Consider the following 13,638-nt stretch of genomic DNA (forward strand, 5'->3'; position numbering starts at 1 on the left):
GGCGCCCCAGGTCCCGGAGAGCGAACCGATGTACAGCCAGGGTTTCGTCCACCTCCGCGTCCGCTCCGCCTATTCGCTGCTGGAGGGCGCCATCAAGGCCGGCAAGGTCCCGACCCTGGCCCAGGCCAACGGCATGCCGGCGGTCGGGGTGGCGGATCGGGGCAATCTGTTCGGGGCGCTGGAATTCTCCGAGGCCGCCAAGGGGGCAGGGGTCCAGCCCATCATCGCCTGCGCCCTGCCGGTCACCGGCATCGGCGGCCAGATCGCCGAACGGTGGGCCAAGGTTCCCACGGTCGTCCTGATCGCCCAGACCGAGACGGGCTGGCTGAACCTCTCGGCCCTGTCGTCCGCGGCCTTCCTCGATACGGATCCCGCCGATGAGCCGGGCGTGCCCTGGTCGCGGGTCGTGGAGCTCTCCGAGGGTCTGATCCTTCTGTCGGGCGGTCCGGACGGCCCTGTTGATCCGCTCCTGGTCCAGGGACGCAAGGATGACGCCGTCGCCGCCCTTTCAGAAATGGCGCGCGTTTTCGGGGACCGCTTCTATGTCGAACTCCAGCGTCATGGCCTGCCGTCCGAGGCGGCGGCGGAAGAAGGGCTGATCGACTGGGCCTACGCCCATGATGCGCCCCTGGTCGCGACCAACGACGTCTATTACGCCAAGGCGGCGCAGGCCCGGTCGCATGACGCCCTGCTGTGCATCGCCGACGGGGCCTTCACCGGCCAGGAGGACCGCCGCCGCATCACCGATCAGCACTGGTTCAAGCCGGCCGACGACATGCGCCGCCTGTTCGCCGACCTGCCCGAGGCCTGCGACAACACCGTCGACATCGCCCGTCGCTGCGCCTTCCTGGTGAAAACCCACGCCCCCATCCTCCCGCGCTTTGACACCGGCGCCGGCCGTTCCGAATCCGACGAGCTGATGCACCAGGCCCGCGAGGGCCTGAGGGCGCGACTGAAGCAGGTCGTCCCGGCGGCTCCCGAGGAGGAATACTGGAAGCGGCTGGAATGGGAGGTCGGGATCATCGTCCAGATGGGCTTCCCCGGCTATTTCCTCATCGTTTCGGACTTCATCAAATGGGCCAAGGCCCATGCCATCCCCGTCGGACCGGGGCGGGGCTCCGGCGCCGGCTCGCTCGTGGCCTGGGCCCTGACCATCACCGACCTCGACCCGTTGCGGTTCGGCCTGCTGTTCGAGCGGTTCCTGAACCCCGAGCGGGTGTCCATGCCCGACTTCGACATCGACTTCTGTCAGGAGCGGCGCGAAGAGGTCATCAGCTACGTTCAGGACCACTACGGCAAGGACCGTGTGGCCCAGATCATCACCTTCGGCACCCTGCAGGCCCGCGCCGTCCTGCGCGACGTCGGCCGGGTGCTGCAGATGCCGCTCGGCCAGGTCGACCGTCTCTGCAAGATGGTGCCGAACAATCCCGCCAACCCGGTGACCCTGGCCCAGGCCATCGACCTGGAGCCACGCCTGAAAGAGGCGAGGGACGCCGAACCGGCGGTGGCGACCCTGCTGGCCACGGCTCTGGAGCTTGAGGGTCTGTATCGCAACGCCTCGACCCACGCCGCCGGCATCGTCATCGGCGACCGACCGCTGGTGGAACTGGCGCCCCTGTACAAGGATCCGCGCTCCGACATTCCTGCGACCCAGTTCAATATGAAGTGGGTCGAACCGGCCGGCCTAGTGAAGTTCGACTTTCTGGGTCTCAAGACGCTGACGGTTCTGGATCGCGCGCACGGCTTCCTCGCTCGGCGGGGCGCCGCGAGGGATTTCAACCTGTTGCCGCTGGATGATACCGCGACCTATGAGCTGATGGCGTCGGGCCAGACCGTGGGGGTGTTCCAGCTGGAATCCCAGGGCATGCGCGACACCCTGCGCAAGATGCGCTGCGGCTCCATTGAGGAGATCACCGCCCTGATATCCCTCTATCGGCCGGGGCCGATGGAGATGATCGACACCTACATCGACCGGAAATTCGGTCGGGCGGAGGTGGACTACCTCCATCCCACCCTGACGGAGGTGCTGACCGAGACCTACGGCGTCATCATCTACCAGGAGCAGGTGATGAAGATCGCCCAGATCCTGGCCGGATATAGCCTGGGCGAAGCCGACCTGTTGCGTCGCGCCATGGGCAAGAAGAAGAAGGAGGAGATGGACTTTCAGCGGGCCCGCTTCGTCAAGGGCGCCCTTGAAAAGTCCGTGCCCGAAACACAGTCGGGCTCCATCTTCGACCTCGTGGCGAAATTCGCCGGCTACGGCTTCAACAAGTCCCACGCCGCCGCCTACGCCCTGATCAGCTATCAGACGGGTTGGCTCAAGGCGAACCATCCGGTCGAGTTCTTCGCCGCCTCCATGTCGCTCGATCTGTCGAACACGGACAAGCTGGCCGTCTTCTACCAGGACGCACGAAAGTTCGAGGTGCCGGTCCTGGCGCCCGACGTGAACCGATCCTCCGCTGATTTCGACGTGTCGTGGGAAGATGAAAAGGGCGCGGTCCTCTACGCCCTGGGGGCCATTCGCAACGTCGGGCTTGAGGCGATGAAGCACGTCATCGAGGTGCGCGACGACGGCGGACGCTTCGTCGATATCTTCGATTTCCTGGAACGCGTCGATCCGCGGCAGGTCAACAAGCGCGCCCTGGAAGGCCTGGCCAAGGCCGGCGCCTTTGACGGCATCCATCCGAACCGGCGCCAGCTGGTCGAACAGGCGGACACCCTGATGGCCTACTGCCAGTCCGTCGCCGCCGAACGCGCCTCGTCCCAGGTCAGCCTGTTCGGCGCGGATCAAGCAAGCGCGGCGCGACCCCGTCTGAAGAGCGTGGAACCCTGGATCGGGCCGGAACAGCTGGATCATGAACTGTCGGCTGTCGGCTTCTATCTGTCGGGACATCCCCTCGAAGACATGACCCCGGCGCTGCGTCGCAAGCGGGTGACCTTCGTGGCCGAGGCCGGTCCGCTGGCCGAGGCGGGGCATGAGGCCTTCATGATGGCCGGCGTGGTGCGGCGGCGTCAGGAGCGCGCCAGCGCGCGCACGGGCGAGAAGTTCGCCTTCGTCGCCTTCTCCGACCCGACCGGAGAGTTCGAATGCCTGTTCCCGCCCGAACAACTTCGAAAATGCCGGGACGTGCTCGAGGTGGGTTCGGCCGTCATGGTCAAGGTTCGGGCGAAATCCGCCGACGGCGAGGTCCGCTACTTCGGCGATGACGCCTGGCGGCTGGATGAGATGATCGATGACGCCGGCGCCGCCCTGCGGGTCCATGTCTCGGCCCGATCGCTCGACCCGGCGGCGATCCGCGCCCGCCTGGACCGGGTCTCGGTCGCCGGAGGCGGCAAGGCCGGCAAGGGTGGCGAGATTTCGTTGGTCGCGTCGCTCGACGGTCGGCGGGAGGTCGAGTTGCGTTTACCCGGCCGCTATCGCCTTGATCCCGCCCTGCGCGGCGCCCTGAAGACCGCGCCGGGTGTTCTGATGCTGGAGGATGCGTGATGGCCGAAACGATGACACGGCGGGGCGGCTGTCAGTGCGGCAAGGTCGCCTTCGAGGTCGAGAGCGACCTGGAAGGCCTGATCGAATGCAACTGCTCCCACTGCTACCGCAAGGGTCTGGTGCTCAAGTTCGTACCCGCCTCGGCCTTCAGATTGATGCAGGGGGAGGGGGAATTGTCCGAACACACCTTCAACCAGCACCGGATCAAGCACCGCTTCTGCCGCACGTGCGGCGTCCAGTCGTTCGCTGAAGGCCAGTCCCCGGACGGTCAGACGATGATGGCGATCAACGTCCGCACCCTGGCCGACGTCGAGCCCTGGGACTGGACGGCCGAACGCGTGGACGGCCGCAGCTTCTGAGCGATCAGGCGCCGGTGACGACAGCCGTATCGACCCGTCCGCCCCATTCGGCCCAGGAGCCGTCATAGAGGCGGCTCTCGATCCCCAGTTCCGCCAGGCCGAGGCTCAGGATCGCAGCGGTGACGCCGGAACCGCAGGTGGTCAGAACCGGCCTGGTCAGATCGACGCCGGCCTCGGTGAAGGCCTGAACCAGAGCCTGGCCGCGCAGCAGGGTCCCGTCCGCCGCTATCAGGCGCGAATACGGCAGGTTGATCGCGCCGGGCATATGGCCGGATCGCAGGCCCGGCCGGGGTTCGGCGACCTCGCCCCGGAAACGGGCTGCGCCGCGGGCGTCCAGAACCTGCGCTTCGGCGGCGAGGGCGACCCTGACATCCTCCAGACCCGCGACGCCTTCGGGCGCAACGTCCGCCTCGAACTCCATCGCCGGAAGACGCCGAGGCGCCCCAGTTTCCAGAAGCCGACCCTCGGCCTTCCATTTCGGCAGTCCGCCGTCCAGCACGCGAACGGAACCCGCGCCCATGACCCGAAACATCCACCAGATCCGCGCCGCCGAGAACAGGCCCGCCGTGTCATAGACGACGATGTCATCGGTCGCGGCGATACCCAGCCGTCCCACAGACGCCGCAAAATCAGCGGCCGACGGAAGCATATGCGGCAGGCTGTTGTTTTGATCGGAGACGGCATCCAGATCAAACCTCACGGCGCCCGGGAGCCGCTCGCGGTCGAAGTCAGCGCCGGCGTCGCGTCCATCGAGGTGCCAACTGCCGTCAAGAATTTTCAGGCCTTCGGTTCCGAGTCGGGCCTGCAGGTCTTCGGTCGAGATCAGGGGGGAGGTCATGCTGCCGGCTCGGGATGCCTTTGTTTATCGGCGTCAGTCATCGCCGACCTTGGCGGCGGACACTTCCTTGAGCGCGGCCAACGCCCGCACGCGCGCTTCCGCATGATCGACGATCGGACGGGGATAGTCATGGCCCAATCGAACACCGGCTGCGGCCAGCACCTCCCGGGGCGCCGTCCAGGGGGCGTGGATCCACTTGGCGGGCAGCGCCTTCAGCTCGGGAACCCATTGGCGGACATAGGCGCCGTCGCGATCGAACTTCTCACCCTGGGAGACGGGATTGAAGATGCGAAAGTAGGGCGCGGCGTCCGCGCCGGAGCCTGCGACCCACTGCCAGTTCTGGACGTTCGACGCCAGATCGGCGTCCACCAATGTGTCCCAGAACCAGGCCTCGCCCCGCCGCCAGTCGATGAGCAGGTCTTTGATCAGAAACGAAGCCACGATCATGCGGACGCGATTGTGCATCCAGCCCGTGGTCCACAACTGCCGCATGCCGGCGTCGACGATCGGATAGCCCGTCTGGCCCAGGGTCCAAGCCCGGAACCCCGCCTCGTCGTCGCGCCAGGGGAAGGCGTCGTACTCGGGGCGAAACGCACGCTCCGGCAGGGTCGGGAAGTGATGCAGCAGGTGAGCGGAGAACTCCCGCCAGCCCACTTCCGAAACGAACTTCTCCGCTTCGGCCCCGGGGACCCGGCCATCCGCCGCCGCCCCACGTACCCGGCGCACCGCTTCGCGCGGGGAAATCTCTCCGAAGTGCAGATGGGGGGACAGCCGACTGCAATGCGGTTGCGCCGGGTGATCCCGTCCCCGCGCGTAGTCCCGCAATCCGTCTGCGATGAACCGGGACAGCGCCTGTCGCGCCCCGACCTCGCCGGGTGTCCAGTCAAATCCAGTCGACCAGTCGGGTCGCAAAGGGTGGAGGTTCCAACTGTCGAGATTTTCGCTCGCCACGACGGCGGTCGACGCCATGTCGCGCGGTCCGCGTGTTTCAGAATGTTCATCAAATGCGCCGATCAACTGACGGAAAAACGGTGTGAAAACCTTGTAGGGTCCACCTGAGCCGTTCAGCACCGACCCCGGCCGGGCGAGTAGGGCGCCATTGAAGCCGTGGCACTCCACCCCGTCGACCCTGAGCCCGTGAGCGATGTCGGCGTCGCGGGCAAAGGCGACGGGCTCGAACAGCCGGTTCATATAGACCGCCTGCGCGCCCGTCTCCTCGACGATCCGCCGCAACTCGGCTTCCGCATCTCCCGACCTCAGGGTCAGCCGCCCGCCGCGCTCGGCCAGGGATGCCGTCAGGGCCCGCAGCGACTTGTCCAGCCACCACAGCGACGCCTCGCCCAGACGGCGTCCGGTCAGGTTCAGATCATGGATGTAGAGACAGATGACGGGCAGACCGCTCGAAAAGGCCTTCTCGAGCGCCGGGTTGTCACGGATGCGCAGATCCTGACGGAACCAGAGGATGACGGGCCCGTCAGCCGCCGTCGATGTCGCCATGGCTCGGCGCTCCGTGCTAGGTTGAATTCTCGGGCGACCGGCGCCACTTCACAGCCCCATAGACGCGGCGAAGCCCGCTCATCAATCCGCTTTCGGACCATCCGTTCTCTCGTCCGAATCGCCAACACAAGGTCCGATCGTGAGCGCACCCAACGCCGTCATCTCTCTTTCCGCCGGTCAAGGCGCGCCGGTCGTCATCGGCGGCGGTCGCCGGATCGCCTTCATCGCAGGCCCGTGTCAGATGGAGAGCCGTCAGCATGCCCTGGAGACGGCCCAGGCGCTGAAGGAAATCGGCCAGCGGTTGAACGTCGGCATCATCTACAAGACCAGTTTCGACAAGGCCAATCGCACCAGCGCCGGCGCAGCCAGGGGCATCGGGCTCAAGGACGCCATGCCGATCTTCGCGGAAATCCGCGAGACGCTCGGACTGCCCACCCTCACTGATGTTCACTCGGAGGCCCAATGCGCGCCGGTCGGGGAAGTGGTCGACGTGCTGCAGATTCCGGCGTTCCTCTGCCGCCAGACCGACCTGCTGCTGGCCGCCGCCGCGACGGGCAAGGCGATCAATATTAAGAAGGGCCAGTTTCTCGCGCCCTGGGACATGAAGAACGTCGTCGCCAAGGTCACGGGCGCCGGCAATCCGAACGTCATGGCCTGCGAGCGCGGCGCCAGCTTCGGCTACAACACCCTGGTCAGCGACATGCGGGCCCTGCCGGTCTTGCGGGACATCGGCTGCCCGGTCGTGTTCGATGCGACCCACAGCGTCCAGCAGCCGGGCGGGCTGGGGACGTCGTCGGGCGGCCAGCGGGAGTTTGTCCCGGTTCTGGCGCGGGCGGCCGTCGCGGTCGGCGTTGACGCCGTTTTCATCGAAACCCATCCCGACCCCGATCACGCGCCGTCGGACGGGCCCAACATGGTGCCGATGGCCCAGTTCGAAGCTCTCGCTGCCGAGCTTCTGGCCTACGACGACCTGACCAAGTCCCGGCGTCACGTCAGCCTCTGACTTTCGTCGCGACGCTGAATCCGATAGGCCGAAGATCATGGCCGATCCCGCGCTGAATCTGGGTGAGTTGCAACGTCTGCTCGACGACGCCGCAGGGCGAACTGTCGCCTGTGTCGGCGACATCATGCTGGACCGCTACGTCTATGGTGAGGTGACCCGGGTTTCGCCGGAGGCGCCGATACCGGTGCTGCGCACGACCCGTACGGTCATGATGCCGGGCGGCGTGGGCAATGTGGCCCGGAACGTCGCGGCCTTGGGCGGCGCGGCCAGGCTCGGGGCCGTGATCGGTGAAGACCCCGCAGGCGCGACCTTGACCGAGATCGTCGCGTCCACGGCGGGCCTCGAGGATCACCTGCAACGATCGCCCACCGACACCACGACGGTGAAGACCCGTTTCGTCGCTTCCGGCCAGCAGTTGCTGCGCCAGGACGACGACGCTTCAGGCGCACAGAAGTACGTAATTACCGACATCTTTTCAGAAGTATCAGTGATACTTCTGTCAGACTACGCAAAGGGTGTCGTCGACGACGGGGTGATCGAACAGGCCCTGAAATCCGGCGTCGCTGTGGTGGTCGATCCCAAGGGCCGGGACTTTGCGCGCTACGGGGCGGTTGACCTGATAAAGCCCAACGCCTCGGAACTAGCGGCGGCAACCGGCCTGCCGACGGCGACAGACTCAGAGATCGAGGCTGCGCTAGAGCGGGCGCTCGAAACCACGACCGCCAAGGCGATTGTCGTCACCCGCGCCGGCAAGGGCATGAGCCTGGCCATCCGCGGGGCTCCGGTTCAGCATTTCCCGGGCCGGGCTCGCGAAGTCTATGACGTGTCGGGCGCCGGCGACACCTGCCTGGCCGCATTGGGGCTGGCGATGGCGGCGGGCCGTTCGCTGCAGGACGCCGTGTTGTTCGCCATATTGGCGTCGGGGGTGGTCGTCGGCAAATCCGGGACCGCCGTCGTCACGCCGCAGGAATTGATCGAAGCCGAAATGCGCCAGCACGCCGGCGCGGCGTCCGCCAAGGTGTCGCCGATCGACGAACTGGCCGAGGTCGTCGAGGGCTGGCGGGCGCAGGGCCTGCGAGTCGGCTTCACCAACGGCTGTTTCGACATCCTGCATCGGGGTCATGTGGCGTATCTGAACCAGGCGCGGAGCTGGTGTGATCGTCTGGTGGTCGCCTTGAACACCGACGCCTCGGTCAGGAGATTGAAGGGGGAGGGGCGTCCCGTGAACGACCTGGACAGCCGGGCTGCGGTGATCGGCGGCTTGGCCAGCGTGGATCGTGTGACCTCCTTCGATGATCCCACCCCGCTCGCTCTGATCGAAAGACTGCGGCCAGATGTTCTGGTCAAGGGGGCGGACTATACCCGAGAGGGCGTCGTCGGCGGCGATCTGGTCGAGAGCTGGGGCGGCGAAGTCAGGCTGGCCACCTTCACCGACGGCTTCTCCACCACCCGCACCATCGCGAAGATGACGGGAGGCGCACAATGACTGCGGCGGCCCCGACGCGACGCATCATCGTCGTCACCGGCGGCGCCGGCTTCATCGGTTCCAACATCGTCGCCCGCCTGTCGGACGACAACCGCTATGACATCGTCGTCTGCGATCGGCTGGGTCATGCCGACGAGGCCAAGTGGAAGAATCTGGCCAAGCACGCCGTCGCGGATTTCTGGCTCCCGGAAGAGTTGTTCGATCGGCTGGATCGGCACAAGGCGCGCATCGAAGCCGTGGTCCACATGGGCGCCATATCGGCGACGACTGAACTGGACGCCGACCTCATCCTGCGCACAAACTTCAGCCTGTCGCGCGATCTCTGGGATTGGTGCGCGGGGCAGGGGATTCGGCTCATCTACGCCTCTTCCGCGGCGACCTACGGGGACGGCGACCTGGGCTTCGCCGACGACGACAGCGTCGAGGGTCTGGCGGCTTTGCGGCCCCTGAACGCGTACGGCTATTCGAAGCTGCTGTTTGATCAGTACGCTGTCCGCGAGGCCGATCGCGGCCATCGCCCGCCGCAGTGGGCCGGGCTGAAGTTCTTCAACGTCTATGGGCCGAACGAGGGCCACAAGGGTTCGATGAAGTCGGTCATCGCCCACATCTGGCCCAAGGTGTCGGCGGGCGAGACGGTGACCCTGTTCCGATCGCACCGGCCGGAATATGAGGACGGCGGCCAACTCCGCGACTTCGTCTATGTCGCGGATGTCGTCGACATCATCGCATGGCTGCTGGATGCGCCGGACGTGAGCGGCATCTACAACGCCGGCACGGGCCAGGCGCGGTCGTTCAAGGACCTGGCGGCCGCCGTCTTCGCGGCAGCCGGTCAGACGCCGAGCATAACCTACGTCGACACGCCGGAGTCGATCCGGGATCGTTATCAGTATTTCACCGAGGCGCGAATGGAGCGGCTGCGCGCGGCCGGCTACCCGGGCCAGGCGACGCCGCTGGAGGAGGGGGTCCGCCGCTATGTTCAGGACTACCTGAATCTTCCGGATCCCTATCGATGACATCGGCGCGCCTGACGTTCCGCCAGTGGATCGGCTGGTGCGGTTTCGCTCTCGTGTTTCTGGTGTGTGCGGCGCTGATCGTCTGGCGTAGCGACATTCGCATCTGGGCGATGGATCCGAAGACTCCATTCCAGATCTATCAGCCGCCGGCGGCGCCGGATTATCGGCGACCCGAGGCTTGGGCGATGTGGGATGTCCGGCGCCAGGATGCAGGCTCGGCGGCGGTGTTCTTTCTGCACTCGACCACATTCGACAAGGCCAAGGCCTGGAATGGACCGTTCGACGATCCAGAGGCGGAGGCCTACCTCCGGCGTGTGGTGCTGCCCAACTACGCCGGTCCTTTCGCCGCCGCCGGATCGATCAGCGCGCCCTTCTATCGTCAGGCCAGCCTGTATACGCGGCTGACCCTTCGACGGGACGCCCGCGATGCTCGCGCCTTCGCCTATGGCGATGCCGAGGCGGCCTTCGACCATTGGATCGCCGCACACCCGGAGGGTCCCATCATTCTTGCCGGCGTCGAGCAGGGGGCGGAATTGCTTGACCGCCTTGTCCGCGACCGTGTGGCGACCGATCCGGCGCTGCGACGCCGACTGGTGGCGGTCTATCTGCTGGACGCTGTCGTGGCCGTCGACAACCTGCCGGCACAGACGCCGCCATGTGCGACACGCCAACAGTCGGGCTGTGTCGTCGGATGGTCTCAGGTCGGCGAGGGCGATGACGGCGCGGCCATGCGTCGTCTGCGGCGCGCCCTGGTCTGGAATGCGCGCGACCGTCTGGAGGATTTGAACGGCCGTCAGCCGTTATGCGTCAATCCCGTCAGCGGTGGGGCCGATGACACTCGCACAGAGCCGCGCCGTCATCTCGGCGGCGCCAACGCCACAGGGTTGGAATGGGGGGTTCGGCCGGCGGTTCTTGACCGGCTGGCTTCGGCGCAGTGTCGGGCGGGCCTGTTACGGCATTCGGATCCGGCGACCGAGTCGTTCTCCAATGCCGGCAGCTGGGCAGAACGGAGAATGACGCGTCCTTACAACCTGTTCTTCGCGGATATCCAGGCCGACGCCCTGGCGCGGCTGGCGGGATGGGAGGGGCGCTGACGAGGTGACTTGCCACAGCCTAGAAGCGTCGGTCGTTCTCGCCTAAGATATATTATGCGAAATTTATAGCCATCAGGTTTGGCTTGGGGCGTCCAGAACCTTGAGAACAGCCTCGGCCGCCAAGTCGGAGGGATCGTCTGCTCCGCGTCCCATCAAGGCCAGCGCGTCTGTCTGACGCCGAACCTGCTCCTGACGTCCAGCCACGTCGTCCAGCAGCCGCAACACCTCACGTTCGACATTCTCGGCCTTGGCGTCGGCCTGGATCAGCTCACGCGCGATCTCGGCGTCGGCCGCGTGATTGAACAATGTCGCGTATTTGCCGGTGAAGAACGGCCGCATGATCGCGTAGCTGAGCGGCTGGAACCTGTAGGCGATCACCATGGGCGCGCCCGCGATCGCCAGCTCGGTCGAGACCGTGCCGCTCGTGGCCAGCGCCACGGTCGCGGCGCGCATGGCGGCGTATTTGTCCGCCTCAACCACGGCGTGCGTCCGGAACGGCCAGGCCGCGATGCGAGCCGCGACATCGTCCGCCACCGTTCCGGCCAACACGACCGCCACCTCCAGGCTCGGACGTCTCGCCTTCAGCCTGTGAATCGCCGTTTCATATATCGGCGTCATCAGACGAATTTCTGAAGGCCGACTACCCGGCAGCACAAGCAACAGCTCGGCGTCCGGCGCGATTCCCCGGGCTCGCCGGAAGCTGTCCGGGTCGGCGCGGGACATGTCTGTGTGCAGAGCCTGAGACCCAACGACCGTCGTCGGCAGGCCTTCTCTTTCAAACCACGGTGCGTCGAAGGCGTAGAGCGCCAGCAGATGGTCCACGGTCGACGCCAGCGTCCTGGCGCGGCCAGGCCTGGACGCCCAGACCTGCGGCCCCACGTATTTGATGAGCTTGGTCTGTGGCAAGGCCGTCCGCAGCGCCTTGGCGACCCGGATGGTGAAGCCCCAACTGTCGATCAGGATGACCGCGTCCGGCCGGCGCCTTTTGGCCAATGCCACAGTGTCCGCGACGCGTCGTTTGACCAGTCCATAGGCCTTCAGCCCTTCAAGCCACCCCAGGATGGAAAGGTCGGCGATATCGAAGGGACTCTCGATCCCCTGCTCCGCCATGCGGGGACCGCCGACGCCGACGAAGGTCACGCCGTCGCCGAGACGCGCCCGCAGCGCCTTGGCCAGGCCTGCGCCCAAGGCGTCGCCGGACGCCTCGGCCGCCACAAGCATGATCGTCAGCCGCCGATCCGTCATGGTTCGCCCCAGACGAAAAGGCCCAGGCGATCGGCGGCGGCGACAATCGCCGGACGATCGATCAGGATCAGTCGCCCGGCGCGACCGCCGATCCCGGCCAGTCCGGCCTCGGCCGCAAGTTCGACCGTGCGTGCGCCGATCACCGGCATGTCCACGCGGAGATCCTGAATGGGCTTCGGCGCCTTTCCCAGGGCGCCGCGGCGATTTGCATGATCGCCTCTCAAGGCGACTGGCAGTTCCGCGACCCGGCGCAACATGGCGTCCGTGCCCTCCTGGGCCTCGACCGCCAGCACGAGCCCGGCGCAGACGACGGCTCCTTGCCCGACGTCAAGTTCGCCAGACTTTTCGGCGACATAGAGTGATTTTCTGAGATCGTTGATTTGATCTGACGACGGCGCCAGGCGGCCAAGCGCGCCGGCGGCCAGGGTTTCGCCGCCCAGAATGTCGTCCGCCCCCTCGACCTGAAATCCTTCATCCTCGAAGACCGCGAGAATTTTCCGCAGCAGCGCGTCGTCCCCCTGGGTGGCCGCCTTGATGATGCCCGGCAAAAGCGTCGCGCCTTTAAGATCAGGCGATAACGTCTTGAAATCAGGGCGACTGACATTGCCGGCGAGGCAGACCGCGCCGCAATCGGCCGCTCTCATCGCCTTGAGGATGCCGCCGATACGCGCCATGCCGAAATCGGCGCCGGGCCATTTCGCCAGTCTGGGATCGGCGAACCCCTCCAGACGGATGACGTAGAGGCCCCTGCCCTCAAGTTCGCAGCGTTCGGCCACGGCGACGGGAAGGTCGCCGCCGCCCGCGATCAGAGCCAGCCGGGGCGCGGTCATTCGCCGGGCAGACAGAGCGGCCGCTTCCCGTCCGCGCGGATGAAGTCGCAGATCTCGACGATTTCCGGCAGGTCGGAATAGGCCTGAGACACCGCATCCAGTCGTTCGGAAAACACCCCCGCCCCCTCGAACAGGTCGCGATAGGCGTTCAGAAGTCGACGAATGGCGTCCTTGCCATAACCCTTCCGCTTGAGACCGATCAGGTTCAGCCCGTGCAGTCGCGCATGATTGCCCCAGGCCGAGCCATAGGGGATCACGTCACGCGTGACGGCGGCCAGGCCTCCAACGATCGCCCCCTGCCCCACGCGCCCGTTTTGATGCACCGCGCATAGCCCGCCCAGGAAGACGCGGTCGCCGACATGGGCGTGGCCGCCCAGGGTGGCGTTGTTGGCCATGACCACATGATCGCCGACAACGGCGTCATGACCGACGTGGGCCCCGGTCATGAACAGGTTGTTCGCGCCCACCCGCGTCAGGCCGGTCCCCTGGGGGGTGCCCCGATTGAAGGTGCAGTGCTCACGGATGACGTTGTCGGAGCCGATTTCCAGACGGACGGGCTCGCCGCGATAGCCGTTGTGCTGCGGATCGCCGCCGATGACGGCGAACGGATGAACGGCGGTCCGAGCGCCGATGGAGGTGTCCTGCTGGATCACCACATGGCTGACGAGAAGCACGCCCTCGCCCAGAACGACACCGGGACCCACCGTACACCACGGCCCGACCACCACGTCGTCCGCCAGTTCAGCCGTGGCGTCGATGATCGCCGAAGGGTGAACGACCGCCATG

Annotated in this window: 11 protein-coding genes; 6 read left to right on the plus strand and 5 right to left on the minus strand. The window is 66.4% G+C overall.

From position 1 onward, the window contains the following. Positions 1 to 28: 28 nt before the first annotated feature. Together dnaE and ACO2Q1_RS13985 are read left to right on the plus strand one after the other, a co-directional pair. Positions 29 to 3,487 (plus strand): DNA polymerase III subunit alpha, encoded by a 3,459-nt coding sequence (dnaE, locus tag ACO2Q1_RS13980; protein WP_423330130.1) that lies wholly within the window; start codon positions 29 to 31, stop codon positions 3,485 to 3,487. Next, the gene (locus tag ACO2Q1_RS13985) at positions 3,487 to 3,846 is read left to right on the plus strand and encodes a GFA family protein (protein WP_423330088.1); all 360 of its coding nucleotides are present in this window, start codon (positions 3,487 to 3,489) and stop codon (positions 3,844 to 3,846) included. Before dnaE ends, ACO2Q1_RS13985 begins: the two co-directional genes overlap by 1 nt. Before the next feature lie 4 nt (positions 3,847 to 3,850). Here the strand turns inward: ACO2Q1_RS13985 and sseA are convergent, their stop codons facing one another. Together sseA and ACO2Q1_RS13995 are read right to left on the minus strand one after the other, a co-directional pair. Beyond that, entirely contained in the window at positions 3,851 to 4,684 is an 834-nt protein-coding gene (gene sseA, locus ACO2Q1_RS13990; protein ID WP_423330089.1) for a 3-mercaptopyruvate sulfurtransferase, read from the minus strand. A gap of 33 nt (positions 4,685 to 4,717) precedes the next feature. Then, complete coding sequence (locus tag ACO2Q1_RS13995; RefSeq protein WP_423330090.1) at positions 4,718 to 6,181, minus strand: cryptochrome/photolyase family protein; 1,464 nt, start codon at positions 6,179 to 6,181, stop codon at positions 4,718 to 4,720. A 136-nt stretch (positions 6,182 to 6,317) separates the two neighbouring features. Here ACO2Q1_RS13995 and kdsA point away from each other — a divergent pair, with 136 nt between their 5' ends. Genes kdsA through ACO2Q1_RS14015 form a run of 4 tightly spaced genes read left to right on the plus strand, consistent with a single transcriptional unit; the run spans position 6,318 to position 10,777 of the window. Then, positions 6,318 to 7,184, plus strand: coding sequence for a 3-deoxy-8-phosphooctulonate synthase (gene kdsA / locus ACO2Q1_RS14000; RefSeq protein ID WP_423330131.1), 867 nt, complete (start codon positions 6,318 to 6,320; stop codon positions 7,182 to 7,184). A gap of 37 nt (positions 7,185 to 7,221) precedes the next feature. Next, a complete protein-coding gene (rfaE2, locus tag ACO2Q1_RS14005; RefSeq protein ID WP_423330091.1) occupies positions 7,222 to 8,670 on the plus strand; it encodes a D-glycero-beta-D-manno-heptose 1-phosphate adenylyltransferase in 1,449 nt (482 codons plus the stop codon). After that, positions 8,667 to 9,683, plus strand: coding sequence for an ADP-glyceromanno-heptose 6-epimerase (rfaD, locus tag ACO2Q1_RS14010; protein ID WP_423330092.1), 1,017 nt, complete (start codon positions 8,667 to 8,669; stop codon positions 9,681 to 9,683). The genes rfaE2 and rfaD overlap by 4 nt, the downstream gene beginning before the upstream one ends. Further along, positions 9,680 to 10,777, plus strand: coding sequence for a DUF3089 domain-containing protein (locus tag ACO2Q1_RS14015; protein ID WP_423330093.1), 1,098 nt, complete (start codon positions 9,680 to 9,682; stop codon positions 10,775 to 10,777). The genes rfaD and ACO2Q1_RS14015 overlap by 4 nt, the downstream gene beginning before the upstream one ends. 72 nt (positions 10,778 to 10,849) lie before the next feature. On the opposite strand, the gene lpxB is transcribed toward ACO2Q1_RS14015, so the two are convergent. From lpxB to lpxA, 3 genes are read right to left on the minus strand one after another with little or no spacing between them, the layout of a single operon-like run. Continuing rightward, positions 10,850 to 12,022, minus strand: a complete 1,173-nt coding sequence (lpxB, locus tag ACO2Q1_RS14020) for a lipid-A-disaccharide synthase (protein WP_423330094.1) — start codon at positions 12,020 to 12,022, stop codon at positions 10,850 to 10,852. Further along, positions 12,019 to 12,852, minus strand: coding sequence for a UDP-2,3-diacylglucosamine diphosphatase (gene lpxI, locus ACO2Q1_RS14025; protein ID WP_423330095.1), 834 nt, complete (start codon positions 12,850 to 12,852; stop codon positions 12,019 to 12,021). Before lpxI ends, lpxB begins: the two co-directional genes overlap by 4 nt. Next, positions 12,849 to 13,637: an acyl-ACP--UDP-N-acetylglucosamine O-acyltransferase gene (lpxA, locus tag ACO2Q1_RS14030; protein WP_423330096.1), complete on the minus strand. Its 789-nt coding sequence runs from the start codon at positions 13,635 to 13,637 to the stop codon at positions 12,849 to 12,851. The genes lpxI and lpxA overlap by 4 nt, the downstream gene beginning before the upstream one ends. Position 13,638: the final 1 nt, after the last annotated feature.

It is taken from the genome of Brevundimonas sp. VNH65, assembly GCF_049445955.1.
Taxonomy (GTDB): domain Bacteria; phylum Pseudomonadota; class Alphaproteobacteria; order Caulobacterales; family Caulobacteraceae; genus Brevundimonas.

Excerpts from the sequence above, each read along its gene's own strand:
- ACO2Q1_RS13985 (WP_423330088.1), top strand. The coding sequence starts at position 3,487 with ATGGCCGAAACGATGACACGGCGGGGCGGCTGTCAGTGCGGCAAGGTC.
- rfaD (WP_423330092.1), top strand. The coding sequence starts at position 8,667 with ATGACTGCGGCGGCCCCGACGCGACGCATCATCGTCGTCACCGGCGGC.
- lpxA (WP_423330096.1), bottom strand. The coding sequence starts at position 13,637 with ATGGCGGTCGTTCACCCTTCGGCGATCATCGACGCCACGGCTGAACTG.
- dnaE (WP_423330130.1), top strand. The coding sequence starts at position 29 with ATGTACAGCCAGGGTTTCGTCCACCTCCGCGTCCGCTCCGCCTATTCG.
- ACO2Q1_RS13995 (WP_423330090.1), bottom strand. The coding sequence starts at position 6,181 with ATGGCGACATCGACGGCGGCTGACGGGCCCGTCATCCTCTGGTTCCGT.
- ACO2Q1_RS14015 (WP_423330093.1), top strand. The coding sequence starts at position 9,680 with ATGACATCGGCGCGCCTGACGTTCCGCCAGTGGATCGGCTGGTGCGGT.
- sseA (WP_423330089.1), bottom strand. The coding sequence starts at position 4,684 with ATGACCTCCCCCCTGATCTCGACCGAAGACCTGCAGGCCCGACTCGGA.
- rfaE2 (WP_423330091.1), top strand. The coding sequence starts at position 7,222 with ATGGCCGATCCCGCGCTGAATCTGGGTGAGTTGCAACGTCTGCTCGAC.
- lpxI (WP_423330095.1), bottom strand. The coding sequence starts at position 12,852 with ATGACCGCGCCCCGGCTGGCTCTGATCGCGGGCGGCGGCGACCTTCCC.
- lpxB (WP_423330094.1), bottom strand. The coding sequence starts at position 12,022 with ATGACGGATCGGCGGCTGACGATCATGCTTGTGGCGGCCGAGGCGTCC.